The following is a 19,343-nucleotide window of genomic DNA, read 5'->3' as shown; positions in this document are numbered from 1 at the left end:
TCAGCCCATCAGCACGTCGTACTCCTCGCGGACCAGCTCGGCGATCCGCTCGGGGTCGGGCACCAGGTGGGCGTCCGCGGCGATGCTGATGCTGACCTGCCCGTTGTAGCTGAAGATCGACAGGCTCATCGGCTGGTCGCCGCTGGTGGGGGCCCAGCCGAGGCTGCAGGCCACCGGCACGCCGGCGAAGCTCATCTTCGCGCGGGGGCCCGGCACGTTGGTCAGCACCCCGACGCCCTTGTTGGCGAAGTAGTTGGTCAGCCACACCGCCACGGTGGTCGGCGACTCCGCGAGCAGCCACTGGATCCCGAAGGTGACCACCGGCTCGGCGCTCTCCTTCAGCCGCGTCATCCGCTGCTGGATCGCCTGGACCAGCTCCTGGGGGTCCCCGATGCCCAAGGGCATGGACATGAAGATGAGCGAGAAGTGGTTGCCGAGCTCGGCGGGGAGGTTCTCGTCCATCGGCAGCAACGACACCGGCACGAGCCAGTGGATCTCGTCGACGAGCGCGTCCTTCTCGTCCAGGTAGCGGGTGAGCGCCCGCGAGAGGACCGCGAGGAGCGCGTCGTTGACGGTGCCGTGGTACTCCTTGCCGAACTTCTTGATCCGGTCCAGGTCCAGGCCCACGACCCAGTCGACGCGCTTGGCGACGCCGGGGACACCGCTCCAGCTGGTCTCGACACTCCGGCCGGCCGCCATCAGCCGGGTCAGCTCGGTGACGGTGTTGGCCGACTGGTTGTTCAGGGAGGACAGCGCCGAGACCGCGTCGATCATCCGCTCCGGGTGGACCAGGGTCTCCAGGCCGTGCTCCAGGGAGGAGGGCCGCAGCCGAGTGACCGCCAGGGGCAGCCGGAGCACCCGCGAGGTGAGCCCCTTGGCGATGTCGAGGGCGTCGCCGGCGGCATGCTTCACGACGCCGGTCGTGGCCGCCACGACGCCGGTGCGGACGTCGCGGCCGACCACCGGCGGCAGCACCGGCGCCTCGTCGTGCATGTCGCACATGCTCAGCATCAGCTGCACCAGCCGGATGCCGTCGGCCAGGGCGTGGTGGAACCGCGAGAAGATCACCGTCACCGGCTGCTCCTCCAGGCCGGTGACCCCCCGGATGACGGCCATGTCCCACAGCGGGCGCTCCGGGTCGAAGGTGCGGGAGAACTGCGTGCCCGCCCAGGCGCGCAGGGCCTCCACGTCCCCCGGAGCGGGAAGGTCGACCCGGCGCAGGTGGTGCCGGAGGTCGAACTCGGGGTCGTCCTCCCACGCCCACTCCCCGTCGACCTCGACCGCACGGCGGGTGAAGACGGGGAACTTGTCGACCACGCGTTCCTTCACGGTACGGCGCAGGTCGGCCCAGGCCGGCTCTCCGTCGAACCACATCAGCGAGTGCACGTGCATCAGGTTGTTCGGACGGTCCATGTGCAGCCAGGTCTGGTCCGAAGCCGGGATGGGTGCCCGGGTGGCGGTGCTCATAGTGGAAACCTAACGCGCCGCGGGGCGCCGCGGCAGCCCACGGTCCCCCCAGGTGCTGCGAGTCACCGTGCCGAGCGCAGGAACGCCTCCAGCAGCGGGCCGGCGGTGCCGGACCCGGACTCCCCCACGTCGACGTACACCGCCACCGCCAGGTCGCCCTGGGCCGCGATCATCCAGGCGTGCGTGAGCCGTCGACCGCCCTGGTCGAACTCCGCCGTGCCGGTCTTGGCCAGCACGGGCGGCCCGGGGACGTCGGCCAGCTGCGCGGCCGTGCCGGCGGTGACCACGCCGCGCAGCATGCTGCGCAGCTGGGCCACCTCGGACGCCTGCAACGGCGCCGCCGCGGCGGGAACCTCCTCGTCGGTCCCGACGAGCAGGTGCGGCACCACGGTACAGCCGGCCTGGACCGAGGCGACCGCCGTGGCCATCACCAGCGGCGAGGCCAGCACCGCCCCCTGGCCGATCATGTCCGCGGCCACCTCGGTGGCCGACCCCGCGCCACGCGGGACCTGTCCGAAGTACGCCGGGAACCCGAGGTCGTGGTCGATGCCCATCCCGAGCGATGCCGCCGCGGCCGCGAGGTCACCCGGCCGAAGCCGGTCCGCCTGGGAGACGAAGGCGGTGTTGCAGGAGTTGGCCAGCGCGCTGCGCAGCGGGATCCCGCCGAGCCCGCCGGACGGGTAGTCGCTGTAGTTGCCGAACACCTTGCCGTCGACGACCACCGAGCGGGTGCACGGCACCGGCGAGTCCGGTCGCAGGCCGGCGCGCAGCAGGGCGAGCACGCTCACGGTCTTGAACGTCGAGCCGGGCGCCGCCTGACCGTAGGTGGCGAGGTTGACCCCGCCGTTGCCCGGACCGTTCGCGGCGACGAGCAGGGCGCCCGTGGAGGGACGCAGCGCGACGAGGGCCGAGGCGGGGCGGACGTCGGCGAGCAGCCGCTCGGCCCGGAGCTGAAGTCCGGGGTCGAGGGTGGTGCGCAGCGGGGTGCCGGCGGTGGCGTCGGCCCGGAACAGCTCGCGCTCGGTCCCGTCGGGGGCGAGCGCGTCCACGACCACCCCGGGACTGCCGCGCAGCTGGTCGTCGTAGCGGGCCTGCAGACCGGACAGTCCGGCGACGTCCCCGAGCCGGTAGCGCTCCGGGTCCTCCTCGATCATCTCGGCGGTCACCTGGCCCACCCGGCCGAGGATCGGCACCGCGAAGTCCTTGGTCGGGGCGAGGGCGGCCTCGCCGTCGAGGGCTCGGGCGCCCCTGATGGCGGCGACGCCCGTCGCGACGCGACTCGGCACCTGGCCGCGGCGGACGACGAGTGCCTCGACGAAGGCCTTGTCGCCTGCGGCCTCGACGCGAGCGACGTACGCCGGCACGTCGAGGCCCAGCAGCCGGGCCAGCGCCCGGGCGGACTCCCCGGCGCGGGCGGGCGGGACCTGGGTGCGGTCGATGCCGAACCGGACCACCGGGCGGTCGGTGACGAGCGGGACGCCACCGGCTCCGAGGAGGTCGCCTCGGTGCGGCGCGATCGGGGTGGTGTCCAGGACCTCGTCCTCGGCCAGCGACGGCTCGACCAGCGACGGATCCCAGACCACCTGCCAGTCGTCTCCCGCCAGCTCCAGCGCAGCCTCGGTGCGGTAGGTCCACTCACCGCCGGGGAGCGGCCAGGACCAGGCGAGCGTCGCGGTGGCCGAGGCCGGACGCGTGTCCGTGGCGTCCTGCTCCTCGACCCCGGCGAGCGTCACCGTGGGAAGCACCTCGCCCATGCCGTCCACCACCGCGGCGTACTGCTCGGCGGCCGGTTCCGCCCAGGCCACCTGGGACACCTCGCCGGACGCCAGGCCCTGCACCAGTGCGCCGGCGGTGGACGCGGGATCGGGCGGGCCGTCCCCGCCGACGAGCTGGCAGCCGGTCAGCAGCCCCAGCACCACGGTGGCCGCGGCCAGCCGCGCGCCGACCCGGCGGACGGTGGCGAGAGCGGGGCGCATGCGTCGTTGGTACCACGGGCCACCGACAGCCGCATCACCCCCGGGCCAGGCCCTCGAGCGCCTGGATGCCCTCCAGGGTGCCCAGCGCGATGAGCACGCACCCGGCGAGCACGGTGGTCGTGGCCGGCGGGTTGGCGGTGAACCGGCCCCGGTCGGGCCGCAGCGCGAGCAGCTGGATCCCGGTGCGCTCGGGCAGGCTGAGCTCCCCGAGGGTGTGCCCGACGAACGGCGAGTCCTGCTCCACCCGCACCTGCTGGATCCGGAAGTCCAGCGACTCGTCGTGGACGACCACGTCGAGGAACTCCGCGACGTCCGGCTGGAGCGCGAACGCCGCGAGCCGCCGGCCGCCGATCATCTGCGGGTTCACCGCGCGGGTGGCCCCTGCCAGCACCAGCTTCTGCTTGGAGTCCGCGGTCCGGGCCCGGGCCACGATCACCAGGTCGGGGGCCAGCGCTCGCGCAGAGAGGGTGAGGTAGACGGTCTCGGCGTCGGTGTCCAAGGAGGCGACCAGCGCCCGGGCCCGCCTGATGCCGGCGGCCAGGAGGATCTCGTTGCCGGTGGCCTCACCGATCAGGTAGGGGACCTGCAGGCCGGCGAGCCGGCCCGCGTCGCGGTCGATCACGACCACCGTGTTGCCGGTCGCGGTCAGGTGCTCGGCGGCGGCGCGGCCCACCCGACCGAAGCCGCAGATGATGACGTGGCCGTGCAGCTGGTCGATGTCGTTGTCCATGCGGCGCCTCTCCAGGTGGACACGCAGGTGCCCCTCGGTGACCGCCTCGACCAGCAGGCCGAGGTTGTAGAGCACGGTGCCCGCGCCCAGGATGATCAGGCCCATCGTGAAGACCATCCCTGCCGCGGAGAGCGGGTGCACCTCGCGGAAGCCCACGGTGGCCACCGTGGTGACGGTCTGGTAGAGCGCCTCGAGGAGGCCGAAGCCGGTGCCGTCGTCGGTCACCGGAAGCAGCATGTAGCCGAGCGTGCCCAGGCCGATGACCACGGCCAGCCCGACCAGGGCCACCCGCATCCGGCGCAGGCTGGCCGCCGAGGGGTCGAGCCGCGCCCGTTCACGGCGCCTCGACCACTGGTCCAGGCCCAGGAAGGTGCGCACCCGCCGCTAGAGTCCGGTCCCGGGCTCGTCGATGACGTGCATCGCCGCCTCCTCGGCGCTGGCACCGGCTCCGTCGATGCCGACGTCGAGAACGAACCGGTCGTCACCGTCGTCGGAGGCGACCAGGCGCCCCGAGCGCCGGTCGCCCACCTGGTCGTCCTCCAGGTCGTCGTCGGACCACTCGTCGTGGTCCGGGTCGTAGTCCGGGACCTCCTGCGCGAGCCGCTGCTCGAGGGTCTCGCCCTGGTGCTCCTCGGCGAGGGTGTTGCCGAACCCCTGCGCGGGGGACCAGCCCTCGCGGGAGACGATGCCCTCGTCGAGGACGTCGTCCACCCCGTGGAAGTCGAGGGTGTCCTCGGGCTGCAGCTGGGTCTCGTCGTCCACGCTGTACTCGCCGTACTCTTCTGCGCCGCTCATGGGTCCATCATCCTCCACCAGGGCCCGGACGGTGGGTGACGGAGTGCACACCGGTGGTGTCTCGTGCATCCTGTGCCTGCGGCGGCAGGAGTGCTAGACCGGCACCAGACCCAGTGAGCGGAGGCAGACATGGCCGACCAGCACCCCTGGAGGGACCGGATCCACCTCGGCGCCGGCATCGGCCGGTCCGACGAACCGGTCGTCGAGGAGATGCTCGCCCGCCTGCTGTCGCGGTTGTCGAGCTGGCCCCCGTCCGCCGTCGAGCTGTGGCTGCGGGTCAAGAACCGCGACGAGCCGGGGATGCGGACCACGCTGGAGCTGCAGGTCCCGGGGCTGCGGCGACTCGTCGCCGGCAGCGATGCCGACGTCTTCGCCGCGGCCGTGCGGGCGGTGGCCGACACGATGGTGGAGCAGCTGAACGAGGCGTCCGGGCGTCTGGCCGAGCACGGCACGGACACGATCCGCCGCTGAGCTGCGGCGAGGCGCGGCGTACGCCGTCAGTCCACGCCGAACTCCATCGCGGCGTTGTCCAGCGCCAGGTCGTTGGTGCCGCCCACGGTCTCCGGGTTCTTGGTGATGGCGTCCGCGCGCCCCGGCTCGAGCTCGCCGACGAGGTGGGCCTGCTTGTCCAGCAGCCGGCTCTGGGCGGCGTAGATCTCCAGCTTCGAGCGGGAGTCGGCGATGTCGAGGTTGCGCATGGTCAGCTGGCCGATCCGGTCGGTGGGGCCGAACGCCGCGTCCTCGGTGCGCTCCATGGAGAGCTTGTCGGGGTGGTAGGAGAAGTGTGACCCGCTGGTCGCCAGGATCGTGTAGTCCTCCCCGCGGCGGAGCCGGAGCACCACCTCGCCGGTGACCAGCGAGGCCACCCACCGCTGGAGCGACTCACGCAGCATCAGCGCCTGTGGGTCCAGCCAGCGCCCCTCGTACAGGAGCCGGCCCAGCCGCCGCCCCTCCGCGTGGTAGTTGGCGATGGTGTCCTCGTTGTGGATCGCGTTGAGCAGCCGCTCGTAGGCGATCCACAGCAGCGCCATCCCGGGGGCCTCGTAGATGCCGCGGGACTTCGCCTCGATCACGCGGTTCTCGATCTGGTCCGACATCCCGAGCCCGTGCCGGCCACCGACGGCGTTGGCGGCGTGCACCAGCGCGACCGGGTCGTCGTACTCCGTGTGGTTGATCGCGACGGGCCGGCCGCGCTCGAAGCGGACCGACACGTCCTCCGGCTCGATCGCCACCGAGGGGTCCCAGAACCGCACCCCCATGATCGGCTGCACGGTCTCCAGCGACACGTCGAGGTGCTCGAGGGTCTTCGCCTCGTGGGTGGCGCCCCAGATGTTGGCGTCGGTGGAGTAGGCCTTCTCCGAGCTGTCGCGGTAGGGCAGGTCCCGCTCGGTGAGCCACTGGCTCATCTCGGCCCGGCCGCCGAGCTCGTGGACGAAGCGGGCGTCCAGCCAGGGCTTGTAGATGCGCAGGGAGGGGTTCGCGAGCAGGCCGTACCGGTAGAACCGCTCGATGTCGTTGCCCTTGAAGGTCGACCCGTCCCCCCAGATGTCGACGCCGTCCTCGTGCATGGCGCGGACGAGGAGGGTCCCGGTGACCGCGCGGCCCAGCGGGGTGGTGTTGAAGTAGGCGCGGCCGCCGGAGCGGATGTGGAAGGCGCCGCACGCCATCGCCACCAGCCCCTCCTCGACCAGGGCGGTCTTGCAGTCCACCGCCCGGGAGACCTCCGCGCCGTACTCCTGGGCCCGCCCGGGGACGCCCCCGATGTCCGGCTCGTCGTACTGACCGATGTCGGCGGTGTAGGTGCACGGCACCGCACCCTTCTCCCGCATCCAGGCCACCGCCACCGAGGTGTCGAGGCCGCCGGAGAAGGCGATGCCGACCCGCTCGCCGACAGGAAGGGACGTGAGCACCTTGGACATGGGATGATCATGCATGGTCATGCATGGACATGCAAATCAGTGGCCGAACGAGGGCGTGATCCAGAACACACTCGGGCCCGGGAACAAACCGGCGCCCGACTGCGGTTGGACTGGTTGAAACTTCAACTGAACCGCCCACCCAGGAGTCCTGATGAGCATCTTCTCCCGCAAGTCCGCCCCGGAGGCCTTCGACGCCCCCACCGCCGTCCTCGACGACATCTCGGGCGAGTACACCGTCGACCCCACCCACACCCGGCTCGGCTTCTCCGCCCGGCACGCCATGGTCACCACCGTGCGCGGCCAGTTCACCCAGTTCGCCGGCACCGCCCGGATCGACACCGCCGACCCGGCGCGCTCCCACGTGAGCCTGACGATCCAGGTCGCCAGCGTGGACACCGGCGTCGCCGACCGCGACGCCCACCTGCGCTCCGCCGACTTCTTCGACGTGGAGAGCTACCCGGAGATGACCTTCGTGTCCACCGACGTCGCGCGTGAGGGGAACGACTGGACCATCACCGGCGACCTGACCATCAAGGACGTCACCCGTCCGGTCACGATCGAGTTCGAGTCCACCGGCTCGGCGCGCGACCCCTTCGGCAACCTGCGCGTCGGCTTCGAGGGCGAGACGACCGTCAACCGCAAGGACTGGAACCTGACCTGGAACGCCGCGCTCGAGACCGGCGGCGTCCTGGTGTCGGAGAAGATCAAGCTGCAGTTCGACGTCTCGGCGATCCAGACCCCCGCCGCCTGACCCGTCGCAGTTTTCCCGCCGACCCGTCGCTGTTTGCCCCCCCCACCCTGGGGAGGACCGGGCACACAGCGACGGGTCGGTTATTGGGAGGCGGGGGCGGGGGCCGGCGCGGTTGAATGACCCGCGTGGAAACCCCTCAGACTCCCGTGGAGACCCCCGCGCTGGCGATCCCAGCAGACCTCACCACCCGTCCGCTGGCCCCCGGTGACGAGCCGGCCGTCACGCGCGTGATGGCCGCCCAGGAGCTCGCCGACGTCGGCGAGGTGGTCATCGAGGAGGCCGACATCGTCGCCGACTGGCGTCGGCCGAGCCATGACGTGTCCGCACGGACCATCGGCGTCTTCGACGGAGACCACCTGGTCGGGTACGCCGAGACCAGCGCGCACGGCCGCGGCGACGCCGCCGTCGACCCGGCGTACCGCGGGCGCGGCATCGGCACCTTCCTGGCCCACTGGATGCAGGACAACGCCCGCCGCCACGGCTCGACGGTCATCGGGATGCCGGTGCCGGAGGGCTCGCCCGGCGACCGGCTCCTGACGGCGCTCGGCTACCGGGTGCGGTGGACCAGCTGGGTGCTGGAGCTCCCACTCGGACGCGCCATCCAGGAGCGCCCGCTGCCCGAGGGGTACGCCGTGCGGGCGGCCGAGCCGGCGGAGTACCCCGCCGTCCACACGGTGATCGAGGACGCCTTCCTGGAGTGGTCGCAGCGGGACCGCGAGCGCTACTCCGACTTCGTGGCGAGCGTGGTCGAGCGGCCGGGGTTCGAGCCCTGGACGTTGCGCGTGGTCACCGACCCCACCGGCGCGGTGGTGGGCACGGTGCTGGTCCAGCTCGCGGGCGAGGAGCAGCAGGAGGGCTTCGTGGCACGGCTCGCGGTCCGCCGCGACCAGCGCGGCCAGGGGCTCGCCCAGGTGCTGCTGGTCGACGCCTTCGCGCAGGCGCGCGCCCACGGGGCCAGCCGGTCCACGCTCTCCACCGACTCGCGGACCGGGGCGCTGTCGCTGTACGAGAAGGTCGGGATGGAGGTCACCTCGGTGTGGGTCAACCGCGCCATCGACCTGTGACCAACGCGACCACCGGCTGCGGTTGACCCGGTTCCTATCGTGGGAGGCATGAGCGACCTCGCGCTGCGGCTGACCTCCACGGTGCTCGGCACCCCCGACCCACGCGGTCTGGCGGCGTTCTACCGGGGCCTGCTCGGGTGGGAGAGCGTCGAGGAGGACGACGACTGGGTGGTGCTGCGCCCACCTGGGGGCGGGACCGGGCTGTCCTTCCAGAAGGAGCCGCACCACGCGCGCCCCTCGTGGCCGACCGAGGTCGGGGAGCAGCAGATGCAGCTGCACCTCGACATCGCCGTCAGCGACCTGACGGCGGCGGTCAGCCGCGCCGAGGAGCTGGGCGCCACGGTGGCGGCGTACCAGCCCCAGGACGACGTCCGGGTGATGATCGACCCCGTCGGTCACCCGTTCTGCCTGTTCGAGGGCTGAGGGAACCGGTCGTCAGGCGAGGGTGAGGAAGAGCTTCTCCATCCGCTTCACGTCCACGCCGGTGTCGTCGGGGTTGGTGAGGCACTGCTGGATCCCGGAGGCCACGATCGCGAAGCCGGCCTTGTCGAGGGCCTTGGAGACGGCGGCCAGCTGGGTGACCACGGCCTCGCAGTCGCGGCCCTCCTCCAGCATCCGCACCACGCCCCCGAGCTGGCCCTGGGCGCGCTTGATGCGGTTGATCACGTGGGTCATCTCGCCGGGATCCAGGTCCATCACGCCTCCTTGGCGGCGGCCTCGGCCCGCGCGGCCTCGATGTCCAGGGCGCGCACCGCGCCGATCAGCTCGCTCAGCGCGGGGGCCGGCAGGGCACCGGCCTGGGCGAAGACCAGCGAACCGTCCTTGAAAGCCATCAGCGTGGGGATCGAGCTGATCCCGGCCGCGGCCGAGAGTGCCTGCTCCTCCTCGGTGTTTACCGAGCCGAAGACGATGTCGGGGTGCTCCTCCGAGGCCTTCTCGTAGATCGGCGCGAACATGCGGCACGGGCCGCACCAGGACGCCCAGAAGTCGACCAGGACGATCTGGTTGTCGGTGATGGTGGTCTCGAAGTTGTGCTGTCCGAGTGCGGTGGCGGCCATGCCCTGCCCTTTCGTTGCGTGTTTGGAAGGATACCCCAGGGGGTGTTAGTCTCGCCAACACCCATACCCCCAGAGGTATTCCCCGCCACGTCAGGAGACTCTCGCATGCCCGACATCGACCTCGACGAGTTCGCCGCCTCCCAGGCCGACGACAGTGTGGTGGTCCTGGACATCCGGGAGCCCGTGGAGTACGTCCAGGGTCACGTGCCCGGCGCCGTCCTGCTCCCGATGAGCCAGATCGGTGCCCGACTCGGCGAGCTGGACGCCGACAAGCGCCTGCTCGTCATCTGCGCGACCGGCAACCGCAGCCGCGCGATCACCGACGCCCTCTGCCAGGCCGGGTACGACGCCTGGAACGTGCTGGGCGGCACCCAGGCCTGGATCCGGTCGGGACGTCCGGTCGAGACCGGCCTGCCGGTCTCCCACTGACCCACCCCCAGCCCCACACCTCACCAGACTGCCCCAGACAAGGAGCCCCGCCATGTGCCGAGCCGTTCGCTGCCGCAAGTGCGGCAAGACCACGTGGGCCGGCTGCGGCAACCACGTGAACCAGGTGATGTCCCGCGTGCCGAAGGCCGACCGCTGCGTCGGCCACCCCAAGGAGCCCGGCTCGGGCTGGATGAGCCGCCTCTTCGCCCGCGGCTGAGACCCCTTCCCCGAAGGCGGGGCCGGCCCGTCCGGTGCCGGCGCCCCCACCGCTGCCCCTACAGTGGGAGCGACCTGGGAGGAGCGGGCATGCGGGCACTGGTGAAGACGTCTGCGGCGGCCGGTCTGGAGCTGCTGGAGGTTCCCGAGCCGGAGCCGGGCCCGGGCGAGGTCAAGATCCGGGTGCTGCGCACCGGGCTGTGCGGCACCGACCTGCACCTGTTCGAGTGGGACGACTGGGCCGCCTCCGTGGTGCGCCCGCCGATGACGATCGGTCACGAGTTCTTCGGCGAGGTCGTCGCGACGGGCGCCGACGTCACGCACGTGCGGGAGGGCCAGCGCGTCTCCGGAGAGGGCCACATCGTGTGCGGCACCTGCCGCAACTGTCGCGCCGGTCGCCGCCACCTGTGCATCCACACCATCGGCCTCGGTGTGAACCGGGACGGGGCCTTCGCCGACTACGTCGTGATCCCGGCCGGCAACGTGTGGGTCCATCCCGACGATCTCGACCCCGAGCTGGGTGCGCTGTTCGACCCCTTCGGCAACGCGACCCACACCGCCTTGTCCTTCCCGATCGCCGGGGAGGACGTGCTGATCACCGGCGCGGGGCCGATCGGGGTGATGGCGACCGCGATCACCCGGCACGTGGGCGCCCGGTACATCGTGGTCACCGACCTCAGCGAGTTCCGGCTGGAGCTGGCCAAGGCGGCCGGCGCCGACCTGGTGCTCAACCCGGCGACCCACGACCTGCGCGGGGCGATGGCCGAGCTGGGCATGAAGGAGGGCTTCGACATCGGGCTGGAGATGTCGGGGGCGCCGAGCGCGGTCGCCGAGATGCTGGCCACGATGAACCACGGTGGCCGGGTCGCGATGCTGGGTCTGCCGCACGACCCGTACCCGATCGACTGGAGCCGGGTCATCACCCACATGATCACCATCAAGGGCATCTACGGCCGGGAGATGTTCGACACCTGGTACGCCATGAGCGCGATGCTGCAGACCTCGGCCCCGCTGCGTGAGGCCCTGCACTCGGTGGTCACCCACCGGCTGCCTGCCGAGCGGTGGCCGGAGGCGTTCGAGGCCATCGGGTCGGGCCACTGCGGCAAGGTGATCCTCGACTGGACCTGACCATCGCGAAGGAGATGCCCATGTACGGCGAGCTGCAGGCCCGGCTCCAGGCGACGCTGGCCGACATCGAGTCCGCCGGCCTGACCAAGCACGAGCGAGAGCTGACCTCGCCCCAGGCGGCCCACATCACCACGGTGTCCGGGGACGCGCTGAACTTCTGCGCCAACAACTACCTCGGCCTGGCCGACCATCCGGAGGTCGTGGCCGCGGCGGCGCAGGCCCTGCAGGAGTGGGGGTTCGGCATGGCCAGCGTCCGCTTCATCTGCGGCACCCAGGAGCTGCACACGCGGCTCGAGCGCGCGCTCTCGGACTTCCTCGGCACCGAGGACACGATCCTGTTCTCGTCGTGCTTCGACGCCAACGGCGGGGTCTTCGAGGTGCTCTTCGACGAGCAGGACGCGGTCATCTCCGACGCCCTCAACCACGCCTCGCTGATCGACGGCATCCGGCTGTGCAAGGCAGCGCGCTACCGCTACCGCAACGGCGACATGGCCGACCTGGAGGCCCAGCTGGTGGCGGCCGGGGACGCCAGGACGCGCTGCATCGTCACCGACGGGGTGTTCTCGATGGACGGGCACCTCGCCCCGCTGGACCGGATCTGCGACCTGGCCGAGAGGTACGACGCGCTGGTGCTGGTCGACGACTCCCACGCCGTCGGCTTCGTCGGCCCGCACGGACGGGGCACGCCCGAGCACTTCGGGGTCTCCGACCGCGTGGACATCCTCACCGGCACCCTGGGCAAGGCCCTGGGGGGCGCGTCGGGTGGCTACGTGAGCGGCCACGCCGAGATCGTCGCCCTGCTCCGGCAGCGGGCGCGTCCCTACCTGTTCTCCAACGCGGTCGCGCCGTCGGTCGCCGCCGGGTCCCTCAAGGCGCTCGAGCTCGCGGCCGGGCAGGACGAGGCGCGGGCGAGGCTGGCGGCCAACACCGTCCTGTTCCGGCAGCTGATGACCGAGGCGGGGTTCGACCTGGTCCCCGGTGAGCACCCGATCACGCCGGTGATGTTCCCCGGCGAGGACGGCGCCCGGCTGGCCACCCAGGTGGCCGACCGGATGCTGGCCGACGGGGTCTACGTGATCGCCTTCTCCTACCCGGTGGTCCCCCGCGGCCAGGCGCGGATCCGCGTCCAGCTGTCGGCGGCCCACTCCGAGGCCGACGTCCGCCGCTGCGTGGCGGCGTTCGTCTCGGCGCGCTCGAGCGTCCTCGCCGCCGGCTGAGCGGCGCCGCGCGGCTCAGCTGGCGTTGATCACCCGGACCCGGCGGTTGCCCCGGTCGGCGACCCACAGGTCGCCCTGGGCGTCGAGCACGGTCGCCGACGGCCTGCTCCAGGTGGAGAAGAGCGGGAAGCCGCCGTCGCCGACGTACCCGAACTGGCCGCTGCCGGCCAGGGTGTCGATGGTGCCGTCGTGCACCAGCCGGACCCGGTTGTTGTTGGACTCGCTGATGTAGACGTCCCCGGCCGGGGTCACCTGGACGTACTGCGGCTTGTGCAGCCCCGCCTCGGTGGCCGGGCCCCCGTCGCCGTCGATGCTGGCCACCCCGGTGCCGGCGAAGGTGCGGATGACGCCGTTGGCGTCAACCACCCGCACCCGCTCGTTGTCGTAGTCGGCGATGTAGACGGTGCCCTCCGCGTCCACGTCGACGCTGTAGGGGCTGTTCAGACGTGCCGTGGTGGCCGGGATGTCGTCGCCGTTGTAGCCAGCGGTTCCGGTGCCGGCCACGGTGGTGATGGTGCCGGCCGGGTCGACCCTGCGGATGCGGTGGTTGCCACGGTCGGCGATGTAGAGGCTGCCGTCCGGCCCGAACGCGACGTCGTAGGGGTTGCGCAGCCGGGCGCTGGTCGCGGGTCCGCCGTCGCCGGTGCTGCCGGCGGTGCCCGTACCGGCCACGGTGGAGATGAGGCCGGCCGGGGTCACCTTGCGGATCCGGTGGTTGCCGGAGTCGGCGATGTAGAGGTTGCCCGCGTCGTCGAAGGTCAACCGGGTCGGGGAGTTCAACCGGGCGCTGGTGGCGAGCCCGCCGTCGCCGGTGCTGCCGGCCGTTCCGGTGCCGGCGAACGTGGTGACCAGGCCGCCCGTGCCGATGCGGCGCACGGTGTGCGTCCCCGCGTCGGCCACGTAGACACGCCCCTGGGCGTCGATGGCCAGGCCCCACGGCACACTGAAGCCGACGGTCGCCGCCTGGTTGCCGTCGCCGGGGTAGACCGCCGTGCCGTTGCCGGCAGCAGTCCACAGCATGTTCCGGCCGCAGTCCTGGGCGGTGTAGGCCGCCGCCCTCCTCAGCAGCGACCAGGCGGTCGGGTTGTACTTGCTGGTGTTGTTGGCGCCCACGAACACCCGGCAGGCGGGCGCCGTGCCGACGGTCATCGGGTCCCCGGTGTCGTAGACGAACTCGGTGGGGTCCCCGCCCGGGAGCGCCGCGACGACGCGCGCTGAGCCGGTCGGACGCCCGTAGCCGATGTTCTTCGCCGCCCGGTTGACGGTGACCGTCCCGGACAGCGTGGTCGAGAGCGGGTGCATGGGGCGCTGGACCACCACCTGGGTCGCCGAGGAGGCGCCGTTCGCGCCCACCGCGGTCATCCCCATCTCGTCGAGCGTGCGGTGGTGCAGCACCAGAACCGGCCGGTCCAGGCCGCGCAGGCGGTTGCCGAGCTTGGCCTCCGCGACGCTGGGGTAGAGCGCGACGTAGGAGTAGTCCGCTGAGACGTCGGCGGGCTGGACGGTGTTGTCGTCGATGTAGGTGACGGTGAAGTCGTCCTCCAGCCGGTCGGTGACCTGACGGTCCGTGGCGCTCGGGGCCGCCGGGTTGGCCACCACCGCGAGCACCTTGGTGCCGCCGACAGGAGGGTTGATGGTCACCGTCTGGGAGGACGTGGACGTGAGCGTCTCCCCGGGGTAGCTCGCGGTGGCGGTGAAGGCGTACGCCGGCTTGGATCCGACCGACCCGGAGACGTCACGGTCGACGTGGCACGACCACAGCCGGTTGGGGCCCACGACCCGGGGCAGTCCGCACTCGCTGGAGAGGTCGCCGAAGGCCGGGCTGGTCAGACCCGTGACGGTGGCCTGCCGCTCGAGGTCGAGGTTCATCAGCGTGACGCCGAACCGGACGGTGCCGCCCGGGTAGGCGACCTGACCGGGCCCGACGACGGTCCGCAGCCGGAAGACCGGGGCGGCGGCGATGACCTCCACCACCGCGGTGTCGGTGTCGGTGACGGTGGCGCCTCCCGCGTCGGCGGTGGCGGTGACCGTGCTGCTCACCTCGGTGGGGGCGGTCCCCCCGACCACCTCGGGAGCAGTCGTGCAGGAGTACACCTCACCGGCCTGGAGCGTCTGCGGCAGCGTGCAGCCGCCCGACCCGTCCAGGTCGCCGCGGCGGGAGTCGCTGAGCGCGGTCAGCGTGACGCTCCGGTCGACGAACGTGTTCTGCACGCGGACCCGGGTCGTGACCGTGCCCGAAGGGGCGAGCACCCACGGCCGGCTGGGCGCGCTACGCACCTCGATGCCAGGGCTCGGGTTGGGCCAGAAGGCGTTGCGGCCGTGGTTGACCACCCCGAAGGCGTCCCCGTCACTGCCCGCCAGGAGGCCGGCCGGGCTCAGCTCCAGAGCGAGCACGCCGCGGAAGCCGCCCGCGTCGGGGCTCCAGCTCAGCCCCTCCCCGGTGTCGGGGTCCACGGCGGCGATCTGGAAACGGGGCTGGGTGCGGGTCTCGGTCTCCAGGTAGCGGAAGTGGCCGCTGAGGTAGACCGCGTCCCGGTCCGCGGCGACGGCCTCCATGGTGTCGCCCACCTTGTCGGTCCACAGCGGCTCCACCTGGGCGGCCGGCGCCATCGGGAACGCGTTGAGCGAGTCGCAGGCCGGGTAGTAGAAGTGGCCGGCGCTCACGACGTACACCGTCTCGCCGTCGGGGGAGATGTCCACGTCCCTCATGAAGCCGACCTTGCCGCTGCGGGCGCAGGGCTGGTCGTAGAGGTCGGTGCGCCAGGGGGTGAGGGTCGCCACCGGGCCCGACACGTCGATCTGGGCCACCAGGGGACGGTCCTCGCCGGCGGCCCGGCGGAAGTTGCCGATCACCATCAGCCGGCTCTCGTCCGCGGACAGCGCCATCGCGCGGAGCCCACCCTCGGTGTTGTCGTTGGTGGGGGCGGTGAGCGGCATGCTGAAGCCGGGGAGGGTCGCGCCGGTGGTCGCGTCCAGGGCGACCAGCCGGCTCGCCGGGGCGCCGTTGACGCTGTCGAAGTTGCCGCCGACGTAGACGGTCCGACCGTCCGTGCGCACGGCCAGGTCCTTGACGTAGGAGCTCGCGGAGGCGGTGAAGCCGGGGACGTTGCGGCCGGTGGCGACGTCCAGCTTGGCGATCCGGCTGTGGGCCTCGCCGGCGATCGTGGTGAACTCGCCGCCGACGAAGACGGCCGTGGAGCTCGCCGACGGCTTGACCACGTTGACCTGGCCGTTGGGGGCGGGGTCGAAGTCGGCGCGCAGCGCCCCGGTGGCCAGGTCGTAGGCCGCCAGCCCGTTGCGCGTGGTGGCGCCGTAGTCGGAGAAGTCGCCTCCGACCAGCAGGTCCGCGCCGCGGCGCACGAGGGCCAGCGCGCCACTGACCCCGCTCTGCGGGGGCCGGGCGAGGGATCGGGGGGTCTGGTAGTAGGGCACCACGGCCGAGACCGTGCTCGAGGCGAGCGCGACCTTGGCCAGCACCGCCGGGTTGTCCTTCTCGGGGGTGACCTGGAAGGACCCGCCGAGGTAGAGCCCGCCGGCACCGTCCAGGGCCAGGGCAGCCACGGTGCCGGTGAGCCCGGGCACCGACAGCGGGGTGACCCCGCCCGGGCCGGTGAGCGAGACGCCGGCCACCCGGTTGCGGGTCACGCCACCCACCTGGCCGAACGCCCCGCCGAGGTAGACCACGCCCGCGGCGTCGTCGAGCTCGAGGTCGTTGACGGTGTTGTTGACCGCGACGTTGAGCTGTCCCAGCACGCCGCTGGTGGCGTCGACCTCGGCCAGTCGCACCCGGGCCACCCCGCCGACGGCGGTGAAGGCGCCGCCCAGCAGCAGGCTGCCCCCGGGGCGGACCTCGAGGTCGTACACCGGCTGGTTGGGTACGCCGACGGCGAAGCCGGCGTCACGGGCTCCGGTGGCCAGGTCCAGGGCGGCAAGGCGACGGGTGAGCACGCCGCCGACCTGGGAGAACTCACCGCCGACGAAGACCCGCGTGCGGTCCTCGGAGAGCGCGAGCGCGCGGACCGGGCCGCCGGTCACCGTGCCACCCCAGCGCAGCGCGCCGGCCGCGGTCAGCGAGGCCACCCCGTTCGCACCGCCGCCGGCGACCGAGGAGAACCCGCCGCCCACCACCAGTCCGCCGCCGGGCGTGGTGGCCAGGTCGTGGACGGGCCCGTTCGGGGCGGGGTCGAAGGAGGTGACCTGGCCGTCGGCGGTCACCTGGGCCAGGTTCGTGCGGTCCTGGCCCCCGACTGTGGTGAACGAGCCCCCGAGGTACCAGCCGCCGGCGCCGTCGGCGACCGCGGCGCGGACCACGCCGACCACGTCGGGGAAGCCCGGCCGGAACGACTTCTGGGTGGTGTCGACCACCCCGACCGCACCCCGCGTGACCGGACCCACCGTGGTGAAGGTGCCCCCGAGCACGACCGAGTCGCCCACCTGGGCCACGGTGCGGACCTCGCCGTCGGCGACGTGGACGCCCGCGTCCCGCGGCCGCTCGGCGACGGTGCCGGGGCGTGAGTCCGGGTCCGCGTGGACGGGTGCCGGCTGAGCCAGCACGACCAGCAGTGCGAGCTGGCCCGCCAACGCGAGCACGACCCTGGCCCTGGTTCCCACCTGCGCCACTCCCCCATGAACGTGACCGCCGGGCCTCGGCCGGAGGCCCCCGGGCGGGACTCTACGCGACCAGGCCACCGGACCAGCAGGTCGAGCGCCGCCGGACTAGGCCGGTGCCGCCGCGGTGTCGAAGGGGTCCGGGGTGTCCAGCTCGGCGCCGCCCAGCGGCACGTTCTCCCAGGCGACGGCACGCCACCCGCGCTCGGGGTCGCCGTCGAGCACGATGCAGCCGGTGTTGCGCAGCCCGGCCCCGGGTCCGGCAGTGCCGGCCAGGCGCAGCAGGTCCTCGGGGTTGACCACCCGCAGGGCGACCCAGGTCCGGATGGCGGCACCGTGGCTGAACGCCGCAGCGGTCGCACCCGCCGCTGCCTCGGCGATCGCGAGGACCGCCGCGTCGTACCGCTCGAGGAACTCGTGACCGTTGCCGCCGCCGCCCACGCGGACGTCCAGGTCGCCTGCCAACCAGCCGAGGACCGCTGTGCCGTAGGCCCGCAGCGCCTCCGGGTCGGTGCGCATCTCCAGGTCGCCGGCTCCGATCTCGGCCAGCCCGTCGTGCACGGCCGAGGGCCGTCCGAGCGTGGTGGCCAGCGGCTCCGCGGTCTGCTGGGTGCGCACCAGCGGGGAGGCGTGCACATGCTGGACCCCCCGCTCGGACAGGACCGCCCCGGCCGCAGCCGCCTGGCGCCGTCCGAGCTCGGTGAGGCCGGCGCCGGGAGCCGCGGTGTCCAGCGCCCCCACGACGTTCGAGGGGGTCTGGGCGTGCCGGACGAGGAACAGACGCATGGTCCGATCCTAGAAGCCGCTGCCGAGAGCTGCCCGCTGGGAGCGGACGACGGCCGCCATGGCCGGCCGGGCACTCCTGCTCAGGTAGGGGAAGCTCAGGAACCCGTGCGGCATCCGGTGGAAGTCCTCGACGACCACCGGTACCCCCGCAGCCGCCAGCGCCTCGGCGTACTGCACGCCGGCGTCGTGCAGCGGGTCGAGGCCCGCGACGACGACCACGGCCGGCGGCAGACCGGTCAGGTCCGGGGCGCGCAGCGGGGAGAGGCGCCAGTCGTAGGGGTCGAGGTCGTCGGTGACGTAGTGGCGGTGGAACACGTCGAGGTCGGCGTGGGAGAGCACGATCCCGTGGTCGTTCCTGCGGTAGGCCGGCGTCTCCCGGATCTCGTCGGTGAGATCCGTCGCGGGGTAGAGCAGGGCCTGGTGCCTGAGGACCGGGCCGCCCTGCTCGCGCACCATGATCGCGACCACCGCCGCGAGGTTCCCGCCGGCGCTGTCCCCCATCACGCCGATCCGCGACGGGTCGCCGCCGAGCCGGGACGCGTGCTCGTGGACCCACAGCAGGGCGCCGTAGCAGTCCTCGACGGCGGCGGGGAACCGGTGGGTCGGCGCCAGCCGGTAGTCGACGGACACCACCACGGCGTCGAGGTCGCGGGCGACCACGCTGCTGCTCCAGTCGCACTGCCGGGCGCTGCCCAGGGCGAAGCCGCCGCCGTGGATGTTCAGCACCACCGGCCGCGGCCCACCCCGGCGGGTGGGCGTGTAGACGCGCAGCGGCACCGGGCCGTGCGGGGCGTCGTACGCCGTGGTCTCGACCGACACGCCGCGCTGGAGACGCCCGAGCACCAGGCTGGCCAGGCCACCGTCGGGGATCACCGTGGCCTGGACGCGGGCCAGCTGCTCGGCGGTCATGTTCGCCACCGAGAGGGCCGGGTTCGCCTTCATCAGCCGGTCGACGGCATGCACGCCGAGGGGGAGCCGGGAGGTCATACCCCCATGATCCCGGACGGCCCCGGCCCGGACGGCCCCGGCCCGGACGGCTCCAGGTCAGCCGGCACGCACCACCCGGTAGCGCACGAAGGCCGGGACGGCCAACGCGGCGAGCACGGTGAGCACCACGACGAGGACGCCGCCCCCGGTGGCGGCCGCGGCCGTGCCCACCGCGACGGCCGCCGCCCCGTGGGTCACGTCGGCGATCCGCG

At 72.8% G+C, this 19,343-nt stretch carries 18 protein-coding genes; 8 read left to right on the top strand and 10 right to left on the bottom strand.

Annotation, left to right across the window (positions count from 1 at the left end; genetic code table 11):
• From PLP61_RS03250 to PLP61_RS03235, 4 genes are all read right to left on the bottom strand, one after another.
• Positions 1-1,467 carry a WS/DGAT domain-containing protein gene (locus PLP61_RS03250; protein ID WP_324500312.1) on the bottom strand — a complete coding sequence of 489 codons (1,467 nt, stop codon included), beginning with the start codon at positions 1,465-1,467 and terminating at the stop codon, positions 1-3.
• A gap of 62 nt (positions 1,468-1,529) precedes the next feature.
• A complete protein-coding gene (locus tag PLP61_RS03245; protein WP_324500310.1) occupies positions 1,530-3,443 on the bottom strand; it encodes a penicillin-binding transpeptidase domain-containing protein in 1,914 nt (637 codons plus the stop codon).
• A 34-nt stretch (positions 3,444-3,477) separates the two neighbouring features.
• Entirely contained in the window at positions 3,478-4,551 is a 1,074-nt protein-coding gene (locus PLP61_RS03240; RefSeq protein ID WP_324500307.1) for a potassium channel family protein, read from the bottom strand.
• A gap of 6 nt (positions 4,552-4,557) precedes the next feature.
• On the bottom strand, positions 4,558-4,968 hold the full coding sequence (locus PLP61_RS03235) for a DUF5709 domain-containing protein (protein WP_324500305.1): 411 nt from the start codon (positions 4,966-4,968) through the stop codon (positions 4,558-4,560).
• 129 nt (positions 4,969-5,097) lie between these two features.
• On the opposite strand from PLP61_RS03235, the gene PLP61_RS03230 reads away from it, so the two are divergent.
• Complete coding sequence (locus PLP61_RS03230) at positions 5,098-5,439, top strand: hypothetical protein (protein ID WP_324500302.1); 342 nt, start codon at positions 5,098-5,100, stop codon at positions 5,437-5,439.
• Positions 5,440-5,465: 26 nt separating this feature from the next.
• On the opposite strand, the gene argG is transcribed toward PLP61_RS03230, so the two are convergent.
• Positions 5,466-6,887, bottom strand: a complete 1,422-nt coding sequence (gene argG / locus PLP61_RS03225) for an argininosuccinate synthase (protein ID WP_324500300.1) — start codon at positions 6,885-6,887, stop codon at positions 5,466-5,468.
• 151 nt (positions 6,888-7,038) lie between these two features.
• On the opposite strand from argG, the gene PLP61_RS03220 reads away from it, so the two are divergent.
• From PLP61_RS03220 to PLP61_RS03210, 3 genes are all read left to right on the top strand, one after another.
• A complete protein-coding gene (locus tag PLP61_RS03220; RefSeq protein WP_324500299.1) occupies positions 7,039-7,638 on the top strand; it encodes a YceI family protein in 600 nt (199 codons plus the stop codon).
• Between the two features lie 146 nt (positions 7,639-7,784).
• Positions 7,785-8,702, top strand: a complete 918-nt coding sequence (locus PLP61_RS03215; RefSeq protein ID WP_324500298.1) for a GNAT family N-acetyltransferase — start codon at positions 7,785-7,787, stop codon at positions 8,700-8,702.
• Positions 8,703-8,750: 48 nt separating this feature from the next.
• Complete coding sequence (locus PLP61_RS03210) at positions 8,751-9,125, top strand: VOC family protein (protein WP_324500297.1); 375 nt, start codon at positions 8,751-8,753, stop codon at positions 9,123-9,125.
• A 12-nt stretch (positions 9,126-9,137) separates the two neighbouring features.
• Here PLP61_RS03210 and PLP61_RS03205 read toward each other — a convergent pair whose 3' ends face one another.
• On the bottom strand, positions 9,138-9,398 hold the full coding sequence (locus PLP61_RS03205; RefSeq protein ID WP_324500296.1) for a metal-sensitive transcriptional regulator: 261 nt from the start codon (positions 9,396-9,398) through the stop codon (positions 9,138-9,140).
• Entirely contained in the window at positions 9,398-9,760 is a 363-nt protein-coding gene (gene trxA, locus PLP61_RS03200) for a thioredoxin (protein ID WP_324500295.1), read from the bottom strand. The genes PLP61_RS03205 and trxA overlap by 1 nt, the downstream gene beginning before the upstream one ends.
• Before the next feature lie 105 nt (positions 9,761-9,865).
• Between trxA and PLP61_RS03195 the strand changes: the two genes are divergently transcribed.
• The 4 genes from PLP61_RS03195 (at position 9,866) to PLP61_RS03180 (ending at position 12,750) form a co-directional block, all read left to right on the top strand.
• Positions 9,866-10,189: a rhodanese-like domain-containing protein gene (locus tag PLP61_RS03195; protein WP_324500294.1), complete on the top strand. Its 324-nt coding sequence runs from the start codon at positions 9,866-9,868 to the stop codon at positions 10,187-10,189.
• Between the two features lie 52 nt (positions 10,190-10,241).
• Positions 10,242-10,406 (top strand): DUF8730 family Cys-rich protein, encoded by a 165-nt coding sequence (locus tag PLP61_RS03190; RefSeq protein ID WP_324500293.1) that lies wholly within the window; start codon positions 10,242-10,244, stop codon positions 10,404-10,406.
• Positions 10,407-10,495: 89 nt separating this feature from the next.
• A complete protein-coding gene (gene tdh / locus PLP61_RS03185) occupies positions 10,496-11,533 on the top strand; it encodes an L-threonine 3-dehydrogenase (protein WP_324500292.1) in 1,038 nt (345 codons plus the stop codon).
• Positions 11,534-11,553: 20 nt separating this feature from the next.
• Positions 11,554-12,750 (top strand): glycine C-acetyltransferase, encoded by a 1,197-nt coding sequence (locus tag PLP61_RS03180; protein WP_324500291.1) that lies wholly within the window; start codon positions 11,554-11,556, stop codon positions 12,748-12,750.
• A 15-nt stretch (positions 12,751-12,765) separates the two neighbouring features.
• Here the strand turns inward: PLP61_RS03180 and PLP61_RS03175 are convergent, their stop codons facing one another.
• The 3 genes from PLP61_RS03175 to PLP61_RS03165 form a co-directional block, all read right to left on the bottom strand.
• The gene (locus tag PLP61_RS03175; protein ID WP_324500290.1) at positions 12,766-17,370 is read right to left on the bottom strand and encodes an NHL repeat-containing protein; all 4,605 of its coding nucleotides are present in this window, start codon (positions 17,368-17,370) and stop codon (positions 12,766-12,768) included.
• Between the two features lie 96 nt (positions 17,371-17,466).
• Positions 17,467-18,144: a histidine phosphatase family protein gene (locus PLP61_RS03170; RefSeq protein WP_324500289.1), complete on the bottom strand. Its 678-nt coding sequence runs from the start codon at positions 18,142-18,144 to the stop codon at positions 17,467-17,469.
• A gap of 9 nt (positions 18,145-18,153) precedes the next feature.
• The gene (locus PLP61_RS03165) at positions 18,154-19,131 is read right to left on the bottom strand and encodes an alpha/beta hydrolase (RefSeq protein WP_324500288.1); all 978 of its coding nucleotides are present in this window, start codon (positions 19,129-19,131) and stop codon (positions 18,154-18,156) included.
• Positions 19,132-19,343: the final 212 nt, after the last annotated feature.

This window comes from Nocardioides sp. (genome assembly GCF_035429765.1).
Classification (GTDB): domain Bacteria; phylum Actinomycetota; class Actinomycetes; order Propionibacteriales; family Nocardioidaceae; genus Nocardioides.
Note: the sequence above shows the minus strand (reverse complement) of the source record. Positions and strands in the feature narration are given on the sequence as shown.

Coding starts and splice junctions, on each gene's coding strand:
- PLP61_RS03235 (WP_324500305.1), bottom strand. CDS start 4,968: ATGAGCGGCGCAGAAGAGTACGGCGAGTACAGCGTGGACGACGAGACC.
- PLP61_RS03190 (WP_324500293.1), top strand. CDS start 10,242: ATGTGCCGAGCCGTTCGCTGCCGCAAGTGCGGCAAGACCACGTGGGCC.
- PLP61_RS03210 (WP_324500297.1), top strand. CDS start 8,751: ATGAGCGACCTCGCGCTGCGGCTGACCTCCACGGTGCTCGGCACCCCC.
- PLP61_RS03230 (WP_324500302.1), top strand. CDS start 5,098: ATGGCCGACCAGCACCCCTGGAGGGACCGGATCCACCTCGGCGCCGGC.
- PLP61_RS03220 (WP_324500299.1), top strand. CDS start 7,039: ATGAGCATCTTCTCCCGCAAGTCCGCCCCGGAGGCCTTCGACGCCCCC.
- trxA (WP_324500295.1), bottom strand. CDS start 9,760: ATGGCCGCCACCGCACTCGGACAGCACAACTTCGAGACCACCATCACC.
- PLP61_RS03205 (WP_324500296.1), bottom strand. CDS start 9,398: ATGGACCTGGATCCCGGCGAGATGACCCACGTGATCAACCGCATCAAG.
- PLP61_RS03245 (WP_324500310.1), bottom strand. CDS start 3,443: ATGCGCCCCGCTCTCGCCACCGTCCGCCGGGTCGGCGCGCGGCTGGCC.
- PLP61_RS03165 (WP_324500288.1), bottom strand. CDS start 19,131: ATGACCTCCCGGCTCCCCCTCGGCGTGCATGCCGTCGACCGGCTGATG.
- PLP61_RS03195 (WP_324500294.1), top strand. CDS start 9,866: ATGCCCGACATCGACCTCGACGAGTTCGCCGCCTCCCAGGCCGACGAC.
- tdh (WP_324500292.1), top strand. CDS start 10,496: ATGCGGGCACTGGTGAAGACGTCTGCGGCGGCCGGTCTGGAGCTGCTG.
- PLP61_RS03180 (WP_324500291.1), top strand. CDS start 11,554: ATGTACGGCGAGCTGCAGGCCCGGCTCCAGGCGACGCTGGCCGACATC.
- PLP61_RS03250 (WP_324500312.1), bottom strand. CDS start 1,467: ATGAGCACCGCCACCCGGGCACCCATCCCGGCTTCGGACCAGACCTGG.
- PLP61_RS03170 (WP_324500289.1), bottom strand. CDS start 18,144: ATGCGTCTGTTCCTCGTCCGGCACGCCCAGACCCCCTCGAACGTCGTG.
- argG (WP_324500300.1), bottom strand. CDS start 6,887: ATGTCCAAGGTGCTCACGTCCCTTCCTGTCGGCGAGCGGGTCGGCATC.